Raw genomic sequence first — 22,549 nt, forward strand, 5'->3', positions numbered from 1 at the left:
ATAATTTATTCCTTAAAATTCTTTATTTCGTCGTTTGACATCAATCATGTTATTGTAGCATTCCGCAGCTTCATCAAGGCGACCGAGCTTTTCAAATACCATACCTTTTCTATCATAAAGTTTTGCATTACCCGGATCATTCATTATTAATCGATCATATTCTGCAAGCAATTCTTCATATCTTTCGGCTTTTTCTAATATATAAATTAAATCTTCCGTTAAAATCTCTGAATATGGAGTATCAAAATCTTTATTATTCCTTAAAGTTTCTAGAGCTTCATCGTATTTAGTAAGCTTACATAAAATTTTAACTTTTAATTGTATATATATTTCTAAGTCGTATAAAGAATACTGCATAATTCCTTTATTTAAGCATATTATAGCTTCAGAATACTCACCTATTTCGTCTAGTATAACCGCTTTTTGATGATATGAATAAGCACCTCCCAACTCAATTGCTTTATCACATGCTACTAGCGCTTCTTCAAATCTGTTTAATTCCTTTAAACTTTTTGCTTGGCAGGCATAAAAATACCAATATTCGTTTGGTTTTAACTCTATAGCTTTATTAATATGCTCTAACGCTTCATTATATTTGCGTATTTCAAACAATACTTCGCTTATTTTATAATATGAATGAGCAGCAGAAGGGTATTTTGTAATGCTATTATTAAAAGCCTTTACCGCAAGATCATATTTGCCGATTTCAAATAATAGATCACCATCTAAATGTTGCTGTTTTTTATCAAGTTCAATTGCTTTATCAACAACTTTAATTAATTCTTCTTGCTTACCATCGAGACCATTTAACGCATCAGCTTTTCTCCAATATAATTCTGCATTTTTAGGCTCAAGTGCTATTGCTTTGTCATAAAAATTTATGGCTTCTTCGTATTCTTCAAGAAAGTCATCATTTAAAATATCTCCTATACGTTCATATGCTTTTGCACTGTCAGGATTGAGTTTAATAAGTTTTTTATAGATTTCAATAGCTTCGTATTTTTCTCCCCACATACTTAATATTGAGGCTTTACATAAATATGACTCATTTTCATTAGGATATAGTACAATTAACCTATCATAAATTTCCATTGCTTTTTTATAATTGCCGCTTCTATGAAATTCGTCAGCTTGCTTATATAAAGCTTGATATTCTTTATTATTTATTTTTAAAAATAATTTTTTTAATTTTTGGAGCAGAGACATTTTGAACGATCCTATAATTATTTTAAACCGGCGAAAACTCACTCATCAATAAAATACAGCCGGTTCTTAAATCAAGGTCGTAATCGATAGTGTCATAGATTAAACGCTTAATTTTAGTAAATTTTTCAAGTAAATAAGAGGGAGTTTTAGTCGGTAATTTATTTAATATTTTATCTTCTAACTCCGTAAGCTCGATATTAACGCCCGAAGATTTTTTTATAATTCGATTCATTAATTGTAAAATATTATCAATAAACTCTAACCATAATTCTCTATCTTTACCGGAAAATTGATTAATGAAAGCTAGCCTAGTATTTAAATCCGCATAATCGGCAATCGGCTTAATGAATTTTGCATATGCTTCATTACCTATAAAATATTTCGGCGATCTAATACTAATCTTAAAACATCTTGATCTTATAGTAGTAAGGATACTCGCGGCTTTTAAAGTAATTAAAAAAATATAACTATTTTTTGGGGTATCTTCTAAGATTTTAAGGCAGGAATTTGCGGCATTTAAATTCATTAAATCCGCTTGATAGATTATAGCAACCTTGTAACCGGAAATGACCGAAGTTTTATTTAAGAATTCTTGAAGCTTTCTTATCTGATCTACAGAAATATCTTTAGAATTGGTTGTAACTGAAATTTCTTTTGCTACAAAATAATAATCAGGATGATTTTCTAAAGCAATATTCTCTCCGAATATTTTTTGACGTATAAATTCTTGAACATCTTTTAAAGATTGATCTACGTCTCCGGTTTCAATAAGCCAGCTATTATAAAGTTTTTTTTGGTTGAAACTAAATTTAAGACGTTCGATTATCATATTTTTTGGGTATTGATGTCGGTTTAGAGAATCGTCATTGCGAGGAGGCATTGCCCGCGTGGATACCGGAATCGTCATTGCGAGCGACCAAAGGCTTTGTTGCATGGATGGTTAAAAACGCTCTCGGTGCCATTCTAGCTAAAAGCGGGCGTTGTTGCATGGCTCGAAAATTAATAAAAAAACTCGTCATTGCGAAGCCACGAAGTGGCTGCGGCAATCCAGGCTATCCCGAATGTAATGAGGGATTTAATTAGAATACTAAACAAGTTTAGTATAAAAATATGTTTAACTGGATTGCCGCGTCGGCATAAATGCCTCCTCGCAATGACGATTCCGGTAGCCATGCAACAACGCCCTAAAGGCGGGAATCCAGAAAAGTATTTAAACGAATTATATAGTAAATTTTTATATAATTTTGCTTATTTTAAGTGTTTTTTCTGGATTCCCACTTTTAGCTAGAATGACATACTATTGCTTTTATCGAGCCATGCAACAACGCCGGCTTGACCACGGCATCCAGTCTTTTTATTAAAATTTTTTCTGGATACCGTGGGAGGGGCCACGGTATGACACCGTACTTTTAAGAATTACTCGCTTCCTTCATTCTAGTACCAGCTCTAAAAACCGGTTGCTTATAAGCAGGGATGGTCATTTTTTCTTTTGTTTTTGGGTTACGCCCTTCACGTGTTGCTCTATGCTGAACCACAAATGAACCGAAGCCTATTAAACTAACACCTTTACCGCGTTTAATTGCTTCAAGAATACTATCTAGAACTAAGTTAAGTGATCTTTCAGCTTCGGCTTTTGTCGGTGATTTATCCGTAGAATTTTTAGAATGTCCTAAATCAACCATTAAATTAATTAATTCTGCTTTATTCATTCCTTTATTTACTGCTTTATTCATAATGAAATTAACTCCTATTTGATAATTTATAGTATTAAACCTGAAGTACTAATGATAATATATACAACTAGCTATAATATACATCAATACATATTTTTATTTTTAATGTATGAAAATGATTATAACAAACCGTTAATTGACTGCAAATGAGAGTTATTTGTAAAGTTTAAATATCTATGTTTATTATGTAATTTTATAAAAATATGTAACCATATTACATCAGTTTTGTCTTTCAAGCTAAATATAATTGAATAATTTTAATGGAAACATATAATCATGGGATAGTACGAACTTTATAAATATATACTTATTTGCTTAGAAAAAGTTACTCATCCCTATTTTTGGTTATATAAATGCTATTATCTGAAATTTGTATAAAACGTCCTGTATTTGCAACGGTCTTAAGCCTGATTATCGTAACACTCGGAGCAGTATTTTTTACTAAATTACAAATTAGAGGTACACCTGACATTTCAGTACCCATTATTAACGTAACGGCTCTTTACCCGGGAGCCGATGCTTTATATATGGAAAAAGAAATTACCACCCGCATTGAAAAAGCTTTAAAGACGGTAAAAAACCTTGATTTTACAACCTCCCAAAGCTCAACCGGTCAAACTAATATAACTTTGTCTTTTTTGTTATCTACCGATATTGAGGTAGCTCTAAATGACGTACGCTCCAAAGTCTCCGACATAACTTATATGTTTCCTAAAGATATGAAAGCACCGTCGGTAGCAAAGCTTGATGCCGATAGTTTTCCGAGTCTTTTTTTAAGCATTGAAAGTAATCAATATAATGATTTAGAATTAACAAAAATTGTTGAAGATAGTTTGCAGACTCCTTTAGATAAGCTTGAAACGGTCGGACAATCAAATATATACGGCGGATATGATTATGTAATGAAAATAGAACCTGATCCTAAAAAATTATATCAGTATAAAATTTCTCCGTTAGAAATTGAAGCAGCCATTACTGAGCAAAATAAGGATTATCCGGCGGGAACAATCAAAACGGGTATCAATAATTTTATAGTAACTCTTGCAGGGTCTTTAACAAAACCGGAAGAATTCGGTAATATTATACTAAAAGCCAGAGACGGCGGAATAATAAAATTAAGGGATGTAGCAAAAGTATATTTAGGTGCTCCCGATCAAGACGTTATTTTTAGATATAACGGCAAAAGCTCTATTGCTCTTGGGCTTATAAAAGAATCAAAAGCTAATATTATAGATTTATCAAATGAGGTGAGAAGTGTTTTAGATCAAATTAAAGCATCATTGCCGAGCGGTATAAATATCAGCATTGCCTATGACGGGGCAACACCGGTCAACGCCTCGGTCTATGCGGTGTTTAATACTATTTTTGAAGCTTTAATATTAGTAATTTTGGTTACTTATTTATTCCTGGCATCAGCTAGAATTACTTTAATTCCCTTTGTAACGATTCCGGTGTCGTTAATCGGTACTTTTAGCGTTATGTATGCAATGGGCTTTTCCATTAATATTTTTACTCTTCTAGCGATGATTTTAGCTATCGGGTTAGTAGTCGACGATGCAATCGTCATGCTTGAAAATATTTTTAGATATAACGAAATGGGGCATCCTTCAATGGAGGCAGCTTTTCTTGCTTCCAAGGAAATCGGTTTTGCTATTATCGCCATGACTATTACCCTTGCCGCCGTATTTTTACCGATCGGCTTTATCGACGGCTTTGTCGGCAAATTATTTATCGAATTTGCTTGGACTTTAGCATTTTGCGTTTTACTCTCAGGCTTTGTCGCACTAACGTTAACACCGATGATGGCAAGCCGCATGATCAAAAAACATGATAAGCCGCTACCGAAATTTTTAGCTAAATTTAATGAAATTCTGCAGCTTGTGCAAAGTAAATATCTTTATTATTTAAATCTTACCTTTGATAATAAAAAGAAATTTTCTCTTATTATTGCTTTATCTTTCATAGTGCTAATAATCAGCTCTAAATTTGTACAAAAAGTTTTTGTTCCGCAAGAAGATGACGGATTTTTGCAGCTTTCTTTTACCGGACCTGAAGGGTCGAGTATTGAACACTCGACAGCAATAGTTATGGAAGCCGAAAAAATCCTAGAAAATTACAGAGAAATACTCGGTTACTTAATGGTAATCGGCGGAAATGGCAGCGATAGCGTTTTTGCTTATGTTCCCCTTAAAGACTGGAGTGAAAGAGCGCGTTCACAAGAAGCTATTAAAAATAAGCTTAACGAACAATTCGCACAAATAGCCGGTATGTCAATTTTTGTTATGGATCCCCGTTCCATGATTAGTAATAATGCTCAAAGCCCGATCGAATTTACTTTGCAAACAACGCTTGAATATGACGATTTAGATAAATTATCCGATAAATTTGTCGATTTGATGAAAGCAAATCCTGTATTTTCTAACGTAAATAGGGATTTGCAGTCCGCAATGCCGACGATTAATATCGATATTGATCGTGATAAGGCGTATTTATACGGGATGAGCATGGGTAATATAGGAAGAACCGTACAATATTTACTTGCCGGTCAGCAAATCGGCGATTTTAGAATGGGCAACGATCTATATAATGTCGTATTACAATATAATTTAAAAGATCGTAGCAATGTTAATGACTTTAGTAAAATTCTAATTCCGGCAAAAAATAATACTATGCTACCGCTTGGAGTAATTGCCGAGATGACGGAAAAAGTATCGGTAAAATCATACGGTCATTATAATAATTCAAAAGCGGTTACTATCTCCTCGGATTTAGCACCTAATAAGAAAATCAGCGACGCGATAAAAGAAATTAATAATATAAGCGACAAGCTACTCGATCCTAACACGACGATACTTGAATATATAGGCGAAATTAAACAAATGAGTGAATCGGATAGTAATATGCTTATGACTTTCTTATTTGCGCTAATATTTATTTATTTAGTACTCTCCGCACAATTTGAAAGCTTTATTGATCCTTTGTTAATATTGCTTGCCGTGCCTTTCTCGATAACAGGGGGAGTATTAACTCTTTGGATATGCGGCAATAGCCTTAATATGTATAGTAATATCGGGCTTATTACTTTGGTCGGATTGGTTACTAAAAATTCTATTATGATAGTAGAATTCGCAAATCAGCTAAAAGAAAAAGGAGCGAATGTAAGGGAGGCGATAGTTAAATCCTGTAGCCTCCGACTGCGACCGATATTAATGACGACACTTGCCTCAATAGTAGGTACGCTGCCGCTAGTCTTTGCTTCCGGCGCAGGTGCCGCCGCCCGTAACTCTATCGGTCTGGTAATAGTCGGAGGTATGAGCATAGGGACTATATTTACTATTTTCGTTATTCCCGTAATATATCAAACCTTTAAACGGGATTAGTTGCTTTCAGTGTATGAAAATCAGGTTAACGAGGCCCAATGCCCCGCGTGGATGGTTAAAATCGCTTAAAACTTGTCATACCGTGGCTTGACCCACTACTGTACGAACGTTTAAATAAAGAGGTAAAAATTCTGTCATTCCGTGGCTACGACCACGGAATCCAGCTTATAATATCATAAAAAGATTCTAAAATAAGTCTAATATGGCGTTATTTTCCTGGATGCCGTGATCAAGTCACGGCATGACACAGCCTTTTTTCAACGTTCGTACACTAGTGGGCTTGACCACGGTATCCAAAAAAAATCTTAGTAAAAAACTGGATGCCGTGGGAGGGGCCTCGGCATGACACCGAATTGCTTTGCGAAAATATTGAGCCATGCAACAACACCTCAATTCGATTCAAAAGCAATTTATTACTTTAAATTATTAATAGAAAATGTTATAAAGATTGATCTAATAAATTTGGATTAATTTTTGTGGAAGATATCAATTGCTGGGAAGAAAAGTTTGAGATGTGCGGTTATACCGCAAGGCTATTAGATAAGGTTACTTCTTTAAACAAATTAGTACAATATCCTATAGACATCAGAGAAATTAAAAAGGGCGTTTACTACGCGCGGAAATATCACGGTAGTCAAATGCGCCAATCAGGTGACCCGTATTACTCCCATCCGATAGAGGTGGCGTATATGGTGGCTAAATATAGCAGTTTGCAAAAACAAGAATTTTTTAGAACAGATATGATTGTTACTGCATTGCTTCACGATACTATCGAGGATACTGAATTTACTAAAGCTATGATTACAAATATCTTTGGGTGTAAAATTGCTTGTCAAGTAGAAGATTTAACTAGAATTAAGCTAGATAAAAAAATCAGCTCTGCAGAAATGGTCAACTCTTTATTGTTACAAAATAATAAAGATATGTTATTTATTAAATTATTTGATCGTCTTCATAACATGCAAACGATCGGGGCTAAGTCCCCTGAAAAAATGAAAAAGATAATGTTAGAAACTCTAAGTGTATTCATCACTCTTAGTATGTATCTCGGAATGCCACAAATAAAAGAGGAATTAATAGAACTTTATTCAAAAGCAACTCCTACTTTAAAGGATGATCAACAATTTCCTTGTAAGGATAATTTTCTGCATTCTTTTCTAACCGCTCAAAGTGCAGTATCCCGAATCCGTAACCTATACTTACAGGAATCACAATAACTAATATTCCCCAATGACCAAAATAATCTACTAAATAGATAAGACCAAAAGAAGTAATTAGATACACTAAAGCCCGAGATAAAGCATATAAAAAACTTGAATAAGTGAATCGTTTAAAAACTGGGAAATGTTTAAAGAAAATAGGAGCAGCTGGCGCATCTCCTAAACCAAAGACAATTATAATTGATTGTAGCAAAAGCAATTCCCCAGGAGTTCTAAGGTAACTCAGCAAACAAGGAGTCATTATAGTAAATAATGAAAACACTACCAAGCACGTTCTAAGGATTTTTAAAGGATGTACTATAGTACTTAAATAACACCTTAGAATTAATCCTCCAACTACTTGTATTAAAGATACAATAAAATTATGGTTTATAATTTCTTCAGCACTATAATTAAAAGAATTCTTTAGAATATTGCTGCAATATACGTATACAAAAAAAAATGTTACCGGCCATGCGCACTGAATTAAAAAATATGCTAAGCTAGTTTTCCAATTAACTTTTTCTTTCCACAGTAGATCATTTTCAAGTATTTTTATATTTACTTTCGCTTTACTAAAGCTATTTTGAACTTGCCGTTTTGCATCTATAAAATCTTGCGTTTCTCGCAAACGATTTCTCGCATAACCTCCAGTTATTGCAATTCCCGCTCCGATAAAAAAAGCTATTCGCCAACTAACTCCAAAATTAGTAATTAGTGATGCCATACCTAAAGCAGCAACACCACCAAATGTAGCAAAAGAAGAAACTAACGATACAAAAGGATATTGTTTTTTAGGGGATTTTATCATTTCAGTAAGGTAAAGTTCTGCACCAATTATTTCCCCTAGCGATGATACCCCTTGAACAATCCGACATAATGTAACTATTATAGTAGCGATTAGTCCTTTTTCGGCATAAGTTGGACTAACAGCCATAACAATGCATGATATAGCCATTAAAAAACTCGTAATAACCACAGTAGATTTACGACCGATATTGTCACCTATCCAACCAAATATAAGTGCTCCAAACGGTCTAAAAACAAATGTAGAACAGAAGGCAGCAGCAGAATAAATAGCTGCAGTATGAGGATCGGCTTTAGGAAAAAATAATTCATTAAGTAGTACTGCCATATGGACATAAAGCATAAGGTCAAAATACTCTAGGAAAGTACCTATGGATAGTAACCCGATAGCTTCCTTTTGTTGTCTAGTTAAACTCTTTTGTTCTACTTCATAGCCTAACATTTTTTGCAACATTTTAATTAAATGTGCAAAGAAGTTATATTTTTTTTGTTGAAAGTCAATAAAAAAATGAAGAGATTAAAGAATTTTTAGAAAAGATAAGAAGTTAATTAACCAAGCTAATAATTTAAAAAACGGCGGGCGGCATTTCTCTTAACCTTTATAGTAAGGTTGATAATAAAAAGGCGTTGTTGCATGGCTCGAAATCCTTATAAAAAAACCCCGTCATTGCGAGGAGGGACGTAGTCCCGACGTGGCAATCCAGGAAAAAATAGCAAAAAATGTTATGAAACTTATTATTTTCTAGATTGCCGTGTTCCGCGCAAATGCTCGCAATGACGATTCCGGTAGCCATGCAACAATGCCGCGCGGGGAATGGTATCAAACCCCAACTATGTATAAGTTTTAGCTTAAAAACTTATACATAGTTCGCGTTATTTAAATTATTACCCTTTCACTACGGCGGCTACTTCATCGGCAAAGTTTTTTTCTTCCTGTTCTATGCCTTCACCAAGTTCGTATCTAATGAATTTTGTGATTTTAATATCGGCCCCTAATTCTTTAGCAGCATTGGCAATAACTTCGGAAACTCGAAGTTTAGTATCAAATAAAAAATTCTGCTCAAGTAATACAATCTCCGCTAAAAATTTACGTATTCTTCCTTCTACCATTTTAGCAATTATATCGTCGGATTTACCAGCAGCTTTTGATTGCTCAAAGAATATTTTCCGCTCATGCTCTATTAAGGCAGGGTTTAAGCTTGATGCATCCAAACTTTGCGGATTGTTACCCGCGATATGAACGGCAATTTGCTTCCCTACTTCTTCTAGTCTGGCTTTATCTTTAGCAGTTGATTCGAGTCCTACTAATACGGAAATTTTACCCAAATTTTTTGTAACTTCATTATGAACATATGAGCCGATTACTCCTGCAGATACTTTTAATATATCCATACGACGCAAAGTTAAATTTTCGCCGATAGTAGCAACATTTTCTAAAATTTCTTCGTTAACCGACTTACCGTTTGCTAATTTAACTTCTTTTAGCTCGTCAATATTTTCTAGTTTTATTGCACAATCAGCAATATTTCTTACTAAATCTTGAAATTGCTCATTACGCGCAACAAAATCCGTTTCGGAATTCACCTCAACGAGTACACCGATTAGACCATCAACTTTTACGGCAGTTAACCCTTCCGATGCAACTCTACCGATTTTTTTTGCCGCAGCAGATAAACCTTTTTGCCTTAACCAGTCAACAGCCGCTTCAAAATCACCTTTAGCTTCAATTAAAGCTTTTTTGCAATCCATCATACCGGCGCCGGTTTTTTCTCTTAATTCCTTGACGCTTGCAGCACTTATAGTTACTTCACTCATATTTTATTTGCTCCTTTTATTTGTTCTATTTTACGTAGGGATATCATTCTAGTTCAAATGGAGCGTTGTTGCATGGCTCGAAATTTATAGCAAATTCCCCGATGTCATTCCGTGATTTATTCACGGAATCCAGGAAAATATATAAATAATACCATTATAAGTTACTTTTCTGGATACCGTGGACAAGCCACGGTATGACAAGCTGAGGTCTTTTTAAGAACCATGCAATAACACTGATAGCATTTATTTACCCTTCCTTTTTATCCGATGTTGCCGTTAACGCTTGTTCAAACTCGGTAGTTATCTCTTCACTTATATTTTTAGTTTGAGAGAATTTTTTAGTTGACTTTAATTTAGAAATATTTTGAGGTGCTTTACCTTTTTCCCCATGATCTTCTATAGCGCCGAGATCTACTCCTGAAGCTCTCATTGCTTCCTCAAGTCCCTGCAATGCGGCATCGGCAAATAAGCTACAATAAAGTCTAATTGATCTGATTGCATCGTCATTACCCGGAATCGGATAATCAATATTATCAGGGTTAGAATTAGTATCAACGACTGCAATAATAGGAACACCTAGCTTTACGGCTTCATTAATTGCTATATGTTCTTTGTTAGTATCGATTATTACTACTAAATCCGGTTTAGAATTAATATTCCTAATTCCGCCTAGCGAAAGAAGTAATTTATCTTTTTTGCGGCTCATATCCAATATTTCTTTTTTGGTATAACCGGCGCAAGCTTCTTCGCTTTCTAAAGTCTTTTCAAGCTTATTTAATTTCTCTATTGAACCGGAAATAGTTTTCCAGTTAGTAAGCATTCCGCCGAGCCATCTATGATTTACGTAATATTGCCCGCATTTTTCGGCATATTCAGCTATTATATCGCTCGCTTGAATTTTGGTACTTACAAATAATATTTTGCCGTCCTTCTTCACCGTTTCATAGATTGCATTTAGCGCAACTCCCATTAAAACAGAGGTTTGCCTTAAATCAATAACATGAACGTCATCGCGTTCTCCATAAATATAAGGAGCCATTTTAGGATTCCAGCGTGAAGTTTTGTGACCGAAATGCACGCCGGCATCAAGTAAATCTTTAATATTAACTGGTTGTATTTTCGACATTATAATAAATCTCCTTTAATGTTAGTTTTATACCTCCGCAAGATGTGATTCATTTAAATAAATGAACTAACCTTAATATCTTACGTGCGAATTTTTATATTGTGTTATGCTTATAAAAGTGATGTGTCTGTCATACCGTGGCTTGACCCACTAGTGTACGAACGTTGGCTTTCAGGTTGTTTTTCCGTCATTGCGAGGAAATTTACTATAGTAAATTGACGAAGCAATCCAGTAAAAATGCTAATTTTAGCATAATTTTATTATGTTTTATGGATTGCCACAGCCACTTCGTGGCTTCGCAATGACGATTTTGCAACGTTCGTACACTAGTGGGCTTGACCACGGTATGACAAAGGTACATAAGCCCTACCATTATATATATTTATTTCAATATTTACAAGGGTCTACTTGTTTTTTCTCCAAATAGTCGTGCCGTCTGTTTTATCTTCGAGAATTATTCCCTCTTCTAATAACTGTTTGCGTATTTGATCGGCGAGCAGCCAATCTTTCTGTTTCTTTGCCTCTAAACGTTTATCAACTAACTGATTAATGTAAATTTCATCTATTCCGGCATGAAACCATTCTTGCGGTTTTTGGGTCATTAAACCGATGAAATTAGCACAAGCAAGAAGAGAAGAGACGTTAATCCGTTTTTCTTCGACGGTTTGTACCAAAAAAACCTGTTTGGCATAATCATTGATTATTTTTATCGCCAGCGGCGTGTTCATATCATCAAGCAGTGCCTGCATAAAATCCTGCGGCATCGTAGAAAGCTTTATAGTATTAACATTTTCAATTGCTCGATACCAGTAATCCATAGTTTTTTTGGCATCATCTAAAGCTTTATCGTTATAATCAAGCGGCTTACGGTAATGGACAGTTAGTAACAATAATCGCACTATATCCCCCGGGATTTTTTTATTTATCAAATCTTTTACCGTAATAAAATTCCCCAGGGACTTACTCATCTTTTCGCCGTTTGACGTTAGAAATCCGTTATGAACCCAATATTTGGCATATAGAGAATCAGGAAAAGCGCATTTACTTTGGGCAATTTCGTTAGTATGATGGGGGAAAATTAAATCCGCACCGCCGCCATGTATATCAAAATTCTCGCCTAAATATTTATAACTCATGCTAGAGCATTCAATATGCCAACCCGGACGCCCTAATCCCCATGGACTCTCAAAATTTGCCTCTAAAGATTCATTCGGTTTTGCCGGCTTCCATAACACAAAATCGTGCGGATGTTTTTTTGCTTTACTGTTTTCTATCCGTACACCGTCCGCCATTTCGTCTAAATCACGATTAGATAACTCCGTATAATTCGGTGCAGTCGAAATATCGAAATAAACATGATTATCGACAATATAAGCATGATTTGTCGCTATTAATTTTTCTATCATCTCTATCATTTGATCGATATGCTCGGTGGCTCGCGGCTCTAAGGTTGGAGTCTTACATCCTAAATAATACATATCCTGATGGAATTCATCGGTAATTTTTTTAGTTAACTCCCCGATAGTAATTTTAAGCTCTGCCGCTCTATCAATGATTTTATCATCCACGTCGGTAATATTCCGCACATATTTTACATTCGCCTCACCGAATATTTCTTCAAGCAAACAATATAATATATCATACACTATTACCGACCTAGCATTGCCGATATGAGGTCTGTCGTAAACGGTAGGACCGCAAACATACATTTTTATCAAATTCTTATCTATCGGCTGAAAAATTTCTTTAGTGCGGGTAAGAGTGTTATGTAAGTAAAGCTTCATGATTTTGTTATGAACTAATTTATTGTCATTATAGAGACTATATTTTACTTAGACAAATTATAAGTAACGCGAGCTATGGATAATTCTTTCCTTTATTTTGCAGGGCATTATAAATAATTATTTTTGCCGCTTAAATTATCTAAATTTCCTTAAACATCTTAATTTATCATATCCGGTCATTAAATCTCACTCAATAACTAAAAAGTATTAATATTTTTTAATTTTTTTAAAAAGAGATCTTGATAGATCTTAATTTTTTCTTATAATGTCTGCTAAAAGTAGCTAGCTCTCTCAAAGTTAGTTTATAAAAAAATAATAGCAGTGTTCATGAAAAAAAATTTACGAAATAAATTCAGTTTATTTAAATATTTTTTACTAATTTGTGTTAGTATTACCACCCTAATTTTTGGAATGAATGAGGGATTTGCACAATCCGACGATGATCTTGAGAGCCGGTTGCTTAATCTCAAGCCGCACAACTCAAAAACTACCCGGAAGAAAAGGGGAATTCGATCAAACTCTTCTACATATAATCTTAATAATAATCGAGAAAGAGACACACAGCCGCCCACAGCTAGCGAAAAGCCAAAAGCAAAAAAAAACTTCCTTGGAAAAATTTTTGGAAAAAAAGCACCTACAGAAGAAAAATTTACCACTATTCCTAATGACTTTTCATTAGTACAAGACCCACCTAAGCAAGAAGGATATAATTTAAGAGCCTCAGTTTCCGACCTGCTAAAAAATAATCAGGAAATGACAAATAATCCCCTATTAACACACCTTAATCAACAATATACATTACAAGAGCATATCGAAAGGTTTGACGAATACCTTAATAATAATGAGGCTATCACTGCTTTAGAATATGCCGAAGATACAAAACTATCTTCAGAACTAAAAAAAACTGCAGTTGACAAAATTTTATCTGATCTAAATGAGCAAAATATAAAACAAATATTATTTGTCGATAATCTTAAAGATGTAAGAATTTTGGATTTTACAAAACCTATTAATAAAGAAAACAGACCTATATTAGCCGCAATAATACAAAATGCTTCCGAAGAACAAAAGGATGTATTTTTTGATCGAGTTGTGGATTATGTAGACAGGAATCTAATTACTTTAGAAACACAAAGGCCTAGCTTGGGAGTTCGATTAGTATTAACACAACTCAAAAGCATTAATAATAAAAAAGAAATTGAAAAGCTTTTATTAAGAAAAAATAAAATAAAAGAAAAATTGAAAAAATATTATAAAAACGGTAAATATGAAAATATACCCCAAAAGGTAATAGCAGAGATTAATAAAAAACTTAAAGCCGATTCTTTAATAACTAATGATTTAAATCAAAATGAAATAATTTCATTAATTAATGGTTTTGATACAAGTTTTTTAGAAAAATCAATTAATATTATTTCATCTTCACCCGAAACTATAACAAAAGAAATTAAGGAAAAACTTTTATCTACTTCACAACCGGTACTTACAGAAGCAGCGTGGACAGGTACGACTCCACCGCCGCTGCCAAATGCACCGCCGCCGCCTATTCACAATAATCATAATCTTAATATTAATGATCTTGAACAGAACCATCCGGCACTGTATGAATTACATGAAGAATTAGCAAAGCAAGGTAACAATACACAGCAAAAGCCTTTATCAACAAAAGCAAATAAGACTGTGGAAATAACTGAACCAACCACAGAATACGGTGAATTGTACAAAACATATTTAACAGAATCTAACAAACAACTTCCTACACTGTATGCTCAACAAATTGGAGCCGAAATAAATATAACGAACACTATACGTCAAATATTAACGGATAAATATAAAGATATACTTAAAGAGGAAGCACTTATTAATTTATTCAGCAAAGATAATCAGGATAGTCAGGCGGGAAGGGACCTTAAAAGTAAAGCCACAAAGATATATGAGGAACTTTCAAAAGATCCATACGTTACTCAAATTATAAGCTTTAAAAAAAGTAAAGATAGAATACTTAATAATCTTTTCCAAGAAGACTCAGATAAGGCAATGGATCGCCTTCTGCTACCGTCTAGCAAAATATCCGAAAACCAAAAAAACTTTATTCTAACGATACAAACAAAAGAACAAAAAGAACAAGAATTAGCAGGTTATAACGATAGATTAGAACAATTAAGATTTATAGCTAACAACTCTAACGTTTTCGGTAGTCAAAAGTTAAATGACATTATAGAAGAATTAGTTAATGATTCTAGTAAGTTAACTAATATGAATAAAGTGCATATTTTACTTGATAAAGACAAAATAATTACAAACCTAAAAAATATTGCTTCCGTTTCCAAGGAGCAAATAAATAATTTAAGAACTAACATAATAAAAACAATTAATCTTGAAGCTATTAAAGCATTTGCATCAGACAATAATATAAATTCAGCTGATTTTATCAGGTTAATACAAGAATCTAAAAAACATGAAATATTAAGAGAATTTTTAGCAGTTGTAGTTACTATCGAGGAAAATAAACAAACTAATACTCTTCCGCAATATAATAAATTAGCATTACCCTCTATAGCTAATTTTTCACAAGAAGACGTAGCTCTATTATCTCAACGCATGACCGTAGCGGGGTTAATAAAAGCTTTGACGGAAATAGGTCAGGAAAATATAGTCGCACAACAACAAAACAAGCTGCCGACTGCCGGCGCTGTTCCGCCTCCACCCCCGCCGTCAATGATGACATCTTCAGAACTAGATAAGCCAAAGTTAAAAGCTGCCGGAATTAATGATGATTTGATAGAAAAAGCATTAAAACTTAAAGCCAATAATAATAAAATAATTCCTAAGACGCCTATAACACCTAATAAATTTAATTCATCCGCAGGGAAAAAATACTCAGAACGTATCACAAAAAATGCTACTTCTTTTGAATTCAATATCAAGATGCACGGTGCCGGCAAAGTACTAAACGATATAATATTAGAAAGTGTGCTAGAAATATATGCTAAGAAACCCTTCGATAAACTCGATGAAAAAGTAAATACGGAAACCTTTGAAGAAGCGTTATCTACACTCTCACCGGATTTTATAGGGCCTAGGACTGAACTCGGTGACGAAATACATAAGATTTATAATGAAATAATAGCTGAAACAGTAAAGGATACAGAATTTTTAAAAAACTTAGCTAAGGACATAAAACCATTAACAGGTAATAAACTATTAGATAAAGCTATTAAAACACAAGCTGATGCTTTAGAAGAAGAAAAAGCCTTAGAACTAGTACCGGAGTTATTTGCACAAGCAGAAAAAGATTATGAAAATCAACAAGAAGCACTAAAAGCTAAAGTTTTAGAACAACAAAAGTTAGAGCAAGAAAGGATAAACGCTGAAGCTTTAGAACAACAAACTAAATTAGCAAGAGAACAAAAAAAACTAGAAGCAGACGCCGCCGCTATAGCTTTAGAACAACAAAGGTTAGAGCAAGAAAGGATAGACGCTGAAGCTTTAGAACAACAAATTAAATTAGCAAGAGAACAAAAAAAACTAGAAGCTGACACCGCCGCTAAAGCGTTAGAAGAAGAAAAAGCCTTAGAACTAGTACCGGAGTTATTTGCACAAGCAGAAAAAGATTATGAAAATCAACAAGAAGCACTAAAAGCTAAAGCTTTAGAACAAGAACAACTAAACGCTGACGCTAAAGCTATTACTCAACCTCAAACTCAAGAAGAAGTCACTGAAGAGGCTGCAACTACGGGAATAATACAAAGTAACGATGAGGAAAATAATACCTCAAAAGCTCTTACCGATGATGAATCAGACATAAGTAAACAATCGCTAGACAATTCAATAATCAAAGAAGAGGAAAACATTAATGATGAAAAAGAGAAAGATAATGATCAACAATTATCTCAAAACCTTGAGCCATTAGAAGTAGAAGTTTTAGTAAGTAAAAAAATTTCAGGAATTGATCAATCAGAAGAAATAATTTTAGAAGAAGATAGGCTAGAAAATATTAAAGCAAAAATTCATTCTGCATATAATTATATTCGAGATATTATTAATAAACCTGCTATATTGGAGAGAGTAAAGTATTTTCTCTCCGCCGGCCCTGCTGCAGCCGGTGATGAGGATACAACTATCGAAAAAGGCGTATGGATTAGCGGTTTATACAATATTAATAAACATGGGGTATGGAAAGATATGCCTGGATATAAAGGTCGTACTACCGGTGTTACTATAGGTGCCGATACTGAATTTAACGATAATGATTTACTCGGAATTGCTTATACTAATCTGCGCTCTAATCTAAAATATAATAAGAATTGTGATAAAGTAAATATTGACGGGCATGCTTTTAGTCTTTACGGCTTAAAAGAATTGAAAAAGAATTTTTCCCTACAAGCAGTAGCGACTATTTTACATAACTATGTTAAGAACAAAATTATCTATTCCGGTAATCATATCACCGGAAAATATCGAAATACTAGTTTGAGCTTTGAAACATTGCTAAATTATAGACACCAAGCCAAGAGAGGTATAAATATTATACCTCATATCGGGCTTAGATACGGACATACAAAAGACGGGAGTTATAAGGAGCATGATATCGGTACTCAGCATTTAACGGTTGCCGGAAAATCGCAACAATTATGGACCGGAATTATCGGCGGTAGAATATTATTTGCTCCGAAAAACATTTCTGACTCTATAATTTTAATACCCACTTTACACGGCTCTATCGAAAAGCATTTTAATAGCAAAAATACAGCAGTTAATGCTACAATAACATGGAAAGATAAGAGCTTAGAGGACATTATTACTTTACCGAAACAACCGAAAATCGGTTATAATATAGGAGCAGGTATAGTTGCTAAAAAAAGCAATACTACAATATTCATGGAGTATAATTGCCGTTTGCATAAAAAATATCAAAGCCATCAAGGAATGGCTAAATTAAAAATTCATTTCTAATCCTGCACGGCGTTGTTGCATGGCTCAATATTTTTGATGTCATTCTAGCTAAAAGCGGGAATCTAGGCTTTACTTTGTCATGCTGAACAAGTTTTGCGCATCTTTTTAGTAGATCCTGAAATAAATTCAGGATGACTTTGTGGTACTTTTTTCTGGATTCCCGTTTTCACGGGAATGACATCGAAAATTCGAGCCATGTGACAAGACCATCCTACACGGTAAAAAGGTTAATAAAATGATAATTGATAAAACTACTTATAAAGCTACTGTTTTTGACAGACGTGTTAGATTTTTAGTATTACATTATACCCAAGAAAATTTTAAAAAATCTATTGAATCCTTGACAGGACCGAAAGTAAGCGTCCATTATTTAGTAAATGATCAAAACTCGGATCATATATTCCGGCTAGTAAAGGAACAAGATAGAGCTTGGCATGCCGGAGTTAGCCGGTGGAAGGGGCGTAACAATATAAACGATACTTCTATCGGTATTGAAATTGTTAATTTAGGATTTACTTTAGATAAAGAAGATTACAAAACTTGGTATCCTTATCCTCCGGAGCAAATTAACAGCGTAATTAGCTTATGTAAACAAATTATTAGTGATTATGATATTGCGCCAACGAACGTTATAGGACATTCCGACATTGCACCCGGTAGAAAAGAAGACCCCGGTCCTTTATTTCCTTGGAAACAACTTTATGATAACAATATAGGTGCTTGGTATGATGAAGAAACGGTTAAATCTCTAATGCCGCATATAGATATTTCTAATATAAAAGCTATTCAAGAAAAATTTATAAAATACGGCTATGGGCTTAATCCCACCGGCGTAATGGATTCTCAAACGCAAGAAGTAATAATTTCTTTTCAAATGCATTTCCGCCCTAGCAATTTCTCAGGGGATTTGGATATTGAAACAGTCGCTATTTTGGAAGCTTTAATAGAAAAATATTATGATGAATTAGCATTAGAAAATAGAGTCGCTTACTTAAAATAATATTTTCATGGATCGAAAATTACTTCAAAAAGTATGTCATTCCCGCCTGCGGGCATTGTTGCATGGCTACCGGAATCGTCATTGCGAGCGACTGGAAGCATTGTTGCATGGCTCAATATTTTTGCAAAGCAATTCGGTGTCAAGCCACGGTATGACATCATACTTATAATAACCATAATACGGTAAATTATTAGCCATGCAACAATGCCCCGCCCGCACGGGAATGACATCGAAGATGCTTTTACTATCCATGCGAAACAAAGTTAAAACGCCGCTCTTTTTAATCGGTCATTGATAGCGATACCGATATTTACGGAAGGGATCGGGGCAATAGCAACTCTTACTATATTATGGTTTATAGCATAATTATCGAGCATTCTTAAATGCGCATAAAGATTTGCCGCCGCTTCCGCTAAATCGCCGTTTAAGCTTAAATTCAACGAAAATTCACCTTGTAAATTACTATCGGCAAAATTTAAGCCTATTTCTCCATTTTCTAAATTTGCGGCATTTAACCTAATCGGTACTTTAGGCGAGTAATGTTTAGCTAGCATCCCTGGAGCTTTAACTTCCATTGCCGCATTAGCTTTAGCAATTTTCATCCCTAATATTGTTTGTAGCAATTCGGTAGTGATAAATCCCTCTCTAAGGATTATCGGCTCTTTTAAAGTCGTATCTATTATTGTTGATTCCAAACCATACTCAGATTGATAGGCTTCCGGCGCTAATATAAAAACCTCCGAGTTACCTGAAAAATGCTCTTTAACATGCTGTGCATTGGTCGGACTAATATAGCTAGAAGGGTTAGCACTCGGCGCCGCTATAGGTCTTCCTACTTTTTCTATTAGTTCCAAAGCTAAAGGATAAGCGGGCATACGCAGCGCTACAGTCTTAAGCCCGGCCGTAACTGCCGGTGCTATATCGGCAGTATCTTTTAAAGGCACCACGATAGATAAAGCTCCCGGCCAGAATTTATTTGCTAGCAGATTCGCAATTTCATTAAACTCACCGATAGTTTTAGCATGTTCTAAGCTTGCCACATGAACAATTAGCGGATTAATAGCAGGGCGGTTTTTTAGCCGAAAGATTTTTAAGCAAGCCTCTTCATTCGTAGCATCGGCGCCGAGTCCGTAAACTGTTTCGGTCGGGAATGCAACCACTCCGCCCGATTTAATAAATTTCGCTGCTTTATTAATCATAAACAATTAAAATTAGCTACTTTACGAAATGTTTGACGTACCAGTTGCAATAATAACAAACGATTATCGGCAATTTTACGGTCTTCATCATTAACAAGCACGTTATCGAAAAAATCGGCAATAGGCGTAAGTAGTGTACTTAATAAACTTAAAGCTTTCGTAAAATCTTTTTCACTAATAGTAATTTCAATTTGCTTAGAATTTTCATTAAGCAAATTATATAATTCTCTTTCATATTTTGAAGTAAAAATATCAGTATTAATTTCGCCGTTTATTTTTTTATCTCCTAAAATATTACTAGCTCTTTTATAAGCGATTAATAATTGCGTTCCTTCATCACCCGATAAAAATTTTTGTAAAGCCTCAAGCTTTAGCTTTGTAGTAACTAAATTATCTTCAGCTTTTAAGTCAAGAACGGCATTAATTAATGAAATATCATATTGATTTTTGAAATAAAATTTAGCTCTCTCTTCAAAGAAAGAATTTATTAAATCATTATTCTCGTCAAATAAATCTTTATATAAGGCACCGGCAAAATTAATTAACTCTATAATATTTATTTGCAATTTATTATCTAATATTATCCTAATTATACCGAGCGCTTGACGCCTTAATGCATAAGGATCACCTGAACCGCTAGGAGCTTCACCTGCTAGCATTAAGCCGACTAAACTATCTAATTTATCGGCTATCGCCAGCAAAGCAGCGTTGCCGGTAGGTACATTATCCGAAGGGCCTTGCGGTTTATAATGATCTCTAATTGCAACGGCTACTTCTTCCTCTAATCCTTCATGTATTGCATAATAATAGCCCATAATCCCTTGTAACTCAGGGAACTCTCCGACCATTTCACTAACAAGATCACTTTTGCAGAGTTTAGCCGCCAAACGCAGCAATTTATTTTCCGGAGCTAAATAATGACAAATTTTGGTGATCCTTTCTGTCTTTTGCTTTAAATTACCGAGTTTGGCATGAAATGTTACCCGCTCAAGTTTTGATAATTGTGATTCCAAAGTATGAGATAAATCTTGCTTATAAAAATATAAAGCATCGGCTAGCCTTGCCGCTAATACTTTTTCGTTACCTTTAACAACTAACTCAGAATCGCTAAATTTACCGTTACAAACAAACAGAAAATACGGCGCAAAATTTCCTTTATTATCAAATAAGCAAAAATATTTTTGATGAGTTCGCATTGAAGAAATTAATACTTCTTTCGGTAATTTTAGGAATTTCTCCGGTACTCTGCCGATCATCACAACGGGAAATTCCGCTAGCCCCGTGACTTCTTCAATTAAACGCTCATCTTCTTTTATGTTTAGATTATGTATACTCTTCTCCTTTGAAGAATTGGCTCCGCAAAACTTCGAGGGATTCGTGTACTCACCTATTAAGTATAGGCTGCGCGCACTCACCTCTCGTTTTACGTTCCAATTATCCAAATCATTTGAGTATAGATTCGCCATTTCAGCTAAGCCGGCTTTAATTATTTCTTGCCGCTCTAATCTCTCTAAAATAACGTCATTTTCTAGAAGCTTACTTTTATATTCGGTAAAATTATTTACCGTTATCGTCTTATTGCCCTTAAGCCTGTGGGCGTAAGTAACATTATTAGCCGTTAAATGACCGAATTTTAAAGGTAGTATTTCATCGTCAAATATACATAATATATTGCGCAAAGGGCGAATCCATTTTATTTTATAATCGCCCCAATACATCGATTTCGCCCAACTATATCTATTAATCGCTGTAACTATAATCTCCGGTAAAACTTCTTTAATATCCTTTTCCGCTATTTTTTTAATGAAAAAATAATATAGATGATTATTTATTAGTTTAGTAGAAAGTTGTAATTTACTAGTATTATGCGCCTTGCAAAACCCTTGAATAGCTGCATCCGATGCCCCTACCGCCGGACCTTTAATCTCTATTTCCTGCGGTAAAATAGATTTCGGTAAATGGGTAATATGCGCCGTGATTCTTCTGGGTCCCGAAAATACTTGAATTTTGGCAAATATTTTCTGCTCTTCAAAAATTTTCGTAAAGATATTTAAATAAGCTTCTTCAGCGGTTCTTTGCATGAAAGCCGGTATTTCTTCACTAAAAAGCTCTAATAATAATGCACTCATATTAATTTTTGATTCCCTCAACTCCTAAATTTTATAATATTACCTATAGGAAATATTAAAAGTACTACCGATGTCATTCCTGCCATCCCTATGTCATTCTAGCTAAAGGCGGGAATCCAGGCTTTTTTTGTCATGCTAAACTTGTTTAGCATTCTAAATTAAATCCCTCATTACATTCGGGATAGCCTAGATTGCCGCGTCGGCACTTTGTGCCT

Annotated in this window: 19 protein-coding genes and 1 pseudogene; 7 read left to right on the forward strand and 13 right to left on the reverse strand. The window is 34.4% G+C overall.

Translation table 11 applies throughout. The features are described 5' to 3' along the window. Window positions 1-12: 12 nt before the first annotated feature. From AAGD64_RS08385 to AAGD64_RS08395, 4 genes and pseudogenes are all read right to left on the reverse strand, one after another. Window positions 13-1,092: a tetratricopeptide repeat protein gene (locus AAGD64_RS08385; RefSeq protein WP_341793080.1), complete on the reverse strand. Its 1,080-nt coding sequence runs from the start codon at window positions 1,090-1,092 to the stop codon at window positions 13-15. A gap of 6 nt (window positions 1,093-1,098) precedes the next feature. Then, window positions 1,099-1,206: pseudogene (locus tag AAGD64_RS10650) on the reverse strand (hypothetical protein); the annotation flags it as partial. A 22-nt stretch (window positions 1,207-1,228) separates the two neighbouring features. Continuing rightward, on the reverse strand, window positions 1,229-2,035 hold the full coding sequence (locus AAGD64_RS08390; protein ID WP_341794189.1) for a DNA polymerase III subunit delta': 807 nt from the start codon (window positions 2,033-2,035) through the stop codon (window positions 1,229-1,231). A 34-nt stretch (window positions 2,036-2,069) separates the two neighbouring features. After that, the gene (locus AAGD64_RS08395; RefSeq protein ID WP_341793081.1) at window positions 2,070-2,252 is read right to left on the reverse strand and encodes a hypothetical protein; all 183 of its coding nucleotides are present in this window, start codon (window positions 2,250-2,252) and stop codon (window positions 2,070-2,072) included. On the opposite strand from AAGD64_RS08395, the gene AAGD64_RS08400 reads away from it, so the two are divergent. Beyond that, window positions 2,240-2,494, forward strand: a complete 255-nt coding sequence (locus tag AAGD64_RS08400) for a hypothetical protein (RefSeq protein ID WP_341793082.1) — start codon at window positions 2,240-2,242, stop codon at window positions 2,492-2,494. The two genes, AAGD64_RS08395 and AAGD64_RS08400, sit on opposite strands and share 13 nt — an antisense overlap. Before the next feature lie 121 nt (window positions 2,495-2,615). Here AAGD64_RS08400 and AAGD64_RS08405 read toward each other — a convergent pair whose 3' ends face one another. Further along, complete coding sequence (locus tag AAGD64_RS08405; RefSeq protein WP_253310114.1) at window positions 2,616-2,915, reverse strand: HU family DNA-binding protein; 300 nt, start codon at window positions 2,913-2,915, stop codon at window positions 2,616-2,618. Window positions 2,916-3,292: 377 nt separating this feature from the next. On the opposite strand from AAGD64_RS08405, the gene AAGD64_RS08410 reads away from it, so the two are divergent. The 3 genes from AAGD64_RS08410 to AAGD64_RS08420 all read left to right on the forward strand — a co-directional run bounded on the left by AAGD64_RS08410 (window position 3,293) and on the right by AAGD64_RS08420 (window position 7,536). Continuing rightward, window positions 3,293-6,319 (forward strand): efflux RND transporter permease subunit, encoded by a 3,027-nt coding sequence (locus tag AAGD64_RS08410; RefSeq protein WP_341793083.1) that lies wholly within the window; start codon window positions 3,293-3,295, stop codon window positions 6,317-6,319. Between the two features lie 342 nt (window positions 6,320-6,661). Then, complete coding sequence (locus AAGD64_RS08415; RefSeq protein WP_301282642.1) at window positions 6,662-6,790, forward strand: hypothetical protein; 129 nt, start codon at window positions 6,662-6,664, stop codon at window positions 6,788-6,790. Window positions 6,791-6,795: 5 nt separating this feature from the next. Beyond that, window positions 6,796-7,536, forward strand: coding sequence for an HD domain-containing protein (locus tag AAGD64_RS08420; protein WP_341793084.1), 741 nt, complete (start codon window positions 6,796-6,798; stop codon window positions 7,534-7,536). Here AAGD64_RS08420 and AAGD64_RS08425 read toward each other — a convergent pair. The 4 genes from AAGD64_RS08425 to rpsB all read right to left on the reverse strand — a co-directional run bounded on the left by AAGD64_RS08425 (window position 7,421) and on the right by rpsB (window position 11,266). Further along, complete coding sequence (locus AAGD64_RS08425) at window positions 7,421-8,767, reverse strand: MFS transporter (protein WP_341793085.1); 1,347 nt, start codon at window positions 8,765-8,767, stop codon at window positions 7,421-7,423. The two genes, AAGD64_RS08420 and AAGD64_RS08425, sit on opposite strands and share 116 nt — an antisense overlap. Before the next feature lie 157 nt (window positions 8,768-8,924). After that, window positions 8,925-9,119: a hypothetical protein gene (locus tag AAGD64_RS08430; protein WP_341793086.1), complete on the reverse strand. Its 195-nt coding sequence runs from the start codon at window positions 9,117-9,119 to the stop codon at window positions 8,925-8,927. Between the two features lie 91 nt (window positions 9,120-9,210). Continuing rightward, the gene (gene tsf, locus AAGD64_RS08435; RefSeq protein WP_341793087.1) at window positions 9,211-10,140 is read right to left on the reverse strand and encodes a translation elongation factor Ts; all 930 of its coding nucleotides are present in this window, start codon (window positions 10,138-10,140) and stop codon (window positions 9,211-9,213) included. Window positions 10,141-10,387: 247 nt separating this feature from the next. Beyond that, a complete protein-coding gene (gene rpsB / locus AAGD64_RS08440; protein WP_341793088.1) occupies window positions 10,388-11,266 on the reverse strand; it encodes a 30S ribosomal protein S2 in 879 nt (292 codons plus the stop codon). 274 nt (window positions 11,267-11,540) lie between these two features. On the opposite strand from rpsB, the gene AAGD64_RS08445 reads away from it, so the two are divergent. Beyond that, the gene (locus AAGD64_RS08445; RefSeq protein ID WP_341793089.1) at window positions 11,541-11,693 is read left to right on the forward strand and encodes a hypothetical protein; all 153 of its coding nucleotides are present in this window, start codon (window positions 11,541-11,543) and stop codon (window positions 11,691-11,693) included. Here AAGD64_RS08445 and cysS read toward each other — a convergent pair. Continuing rightward, the gene (gene cysS / locus AAGD64_RS08450) at window positions 11,671-13,050 is read right to left on the reverse strand and encodes a cysteine--tRNA ligase (protein ID WP_253308482.1); all 1,380 of its coding nucleotides are present in this window, start codon (window positions 13,048-13,050) and stop codon (window positions 11,671-11,673) included. The genes AAGD64_RS08445 and cysS overlap by 23 nt on opposite strands. A gap of 327 nt (window positions 13,051-13,377) precedes the next feature. Here cysS and AAGD64_RS08455 point away from each other — a divergent pair, with 327 nt between their 5' ends. Together AAGD64_RS08455 and AAGD64_RS08460 are read left to right on the forward strand one after the other, a co-directional pair. Next, complete coding sequence (locus tag AAGD64_RS08455; protein ID WP_341793090.1) at window positions 13,378-18,006, forward strand: autotransporter domain-containing protein; 4,629 nt, start codon at window positions 13,378-13,380, stop codon at window positions 18,004-18,006. A gap of 235 nt (window positions 18,007-18,241) precedes the next feature. Then, entirely contained in the window at window positions 18,242-19,006 is a 765-nt protein-coding gene (locus AAGD64_RS08460; RefSeq protein ID WP_341793091.1) for an N-acetylmuramoyl-L-alanine amidase, read from the forward strand. Window positions 19,007-19,011: 5 nt separating this feature from the next. Here the strand turns inward: AAGD64_RS08460 and AAGD64_RS08465 are convergent, their stop codons facing one another. Genes AAGD64_RS08465 through glyS form a run of 3 tightly spaced genes read right to left on the reverse strand, consistent with a single transcriptional unit; the run spans window position 19,012 to window position 22,334 of the window. Then, entirely contained in the window at window positions 19,012-19,236 is a 225-nt protein-coding gene (locus tag AAGD64_RS08465; protein ID WP_341793092.1) for a hypothetical protein, read from the reverse strand. Between the two features lie 33 nt (window positions 19,237-19,269). Further along, on the reverse strand, window positions 19,270-20,205 hold the full coding sequence (locus AAGD64_RS08470; RefSeq protein WP_341793093.1) for an L-threonylcarbamoyladenylate synthase: 936 nt from the start codon (window positions 20,203-20,205) through the stop codon (window positions 19,270-19,272). Beyond that, window positions 20,202-22,334 carry a glycine--tRNA ligase subunit beta gene (gene glyS, locus AAGD64_RS08475; protein WP_341793094.1) on the reverse strand — a complete coding sequence of 711 codons (2,133 nt, stop codon included), beginning with the start codon at window positions 22,332-22,334 and terminating at the stop codon, window positions 20,202-20,204. The genes AAGD64_RS08470 and glyS overlap by 4 nt, the downstream gene beginning before the upstream one ends. Window positions 22,335-22,549 lie beyond the last annotated feature (215 nt).

Source organism: Rickettsia endosymbiont of Ceutorhynchus obstrictus, assembly GCF_964026565.1.
In the GTDB taxonomy this organism is placed as follows: domain Bacteria; phylum Pseudomonadota; class Alphaproteobacteria; order Rickettsiales; family Rickettsiaceae; genus Rickettsia.

What these genes read in the sequence shown, in the direction of transcription:
- AAGD64_RS08385 (WP_341793080.1), bottom strand. Translation starts at nt 1,092, where the DNA reads ATGGAAATTTATGATAGGTTAATTGTACTATATCCTAATGAAAATGAG.
- AAGD64_RS08390 (WP_341794189.1), bottom strand. Translation starts at nt 2,035, where the DNA reads ATGATAATCGAACGTCTTAAATTTAGTTTCAACCAAAAAAAACTTTAT.
- AAGD64_RS08405 (WP_253310114.1), bottom strand. Translation starts at nt 2,915, where the DNA reads ATGAATAAAGCAGAATTAATTAATTTAATGGTTGATTTAGGACATTCT.
- AAGD64_RS08410 (WP_341793083.1), top strand. Translation starts at nt 3,293, where the DNA reads ATGCTATTATCTGAAATTTGTATAAAACGTCCTGTATTTGCAACGGTC.
- AAGD64_RS08415 (WP_301282642.1), top strand. Translation starts at nt 6,662, where the DNA reads ATGACACCGAATTGCTTTGCGAAAATATTGAGCCATGCAACAACACCT.
- AAGD64_RS08425 (WP_341793085.1), bottom strand. Translation starts at nt 8,767, where the DNA reads ATGTTAGGCTATGAAGTAGAACAAAAGAGTTTAACTAGACAACAAAAG.
- AAGD64_RS08430 (WP_341793086.1), bottom strand. Translation starts at nt 9,119, where the DNA reads ATGGCTACCGGAATCGTCATTGCGAGCATTTGCGCGGAACACGGCAAT.
- tsf (WP_341793087.1), bottom strand. Translation starts at nt 10,140, where the DNA reads ATGAGTGAAGTAACTATAAGTGCTGCAAGCGTCAAGGAATTAAGAGAA.
- rpsB (WP_341793088.1), bottom strand. Translation starts at nt 11,266, where the DNA reads ATGTCGAAAATACAACCAGTTAATATTAAAGATTTACTTGATGCCGGC.
- cysS (WP_253308482.1), bottom strand. Translation starts at nt 13,050, where the DNA reads ATGAAGCTTTACTTACATAACACTCTTACCCGCACTAAAGAAATTTTT.
- AAGD64_RS08455 (WP_341793090.1), top strand. Translation starts at nt 13,378, where the DNA reads ATGAAAAAAAATTTACGAAATAAATTCAGTTTATTTAAATATTTTTTA.
- AAGD64_RS08460 (WP_341793091.1), top strand. Translation starts at nt 18,242, where the DNA reads ATGATAATTGATAAAACTACTTATAAAGCTACTGTTTTTGACAGACGT.
- AAGD64_RS08465 (WP_341793092.1), bottom strand. Translation starts at nt 19,236, where the DNA reads ATGTCATTCCCGTGCGGGCGGGGCATTGTTGCATGGCTAATAATTTAC.
- AAGD64_RS08470 (WP_341793093.1), bottom strand. Translation starts at nt 20,205, where the DNA reads ATGATTAATAAAGCAGCGAAATTTATTAAATCGGGCGGAGTGGTTGCA.
- glyS (WP_341793094.1), bottom strand. Translation starts at nt 22,334, where the DNA reads ATGAGTGCATTATTATTAGAGCTTTTTAGTGAAGAAATACCGGCTTTC.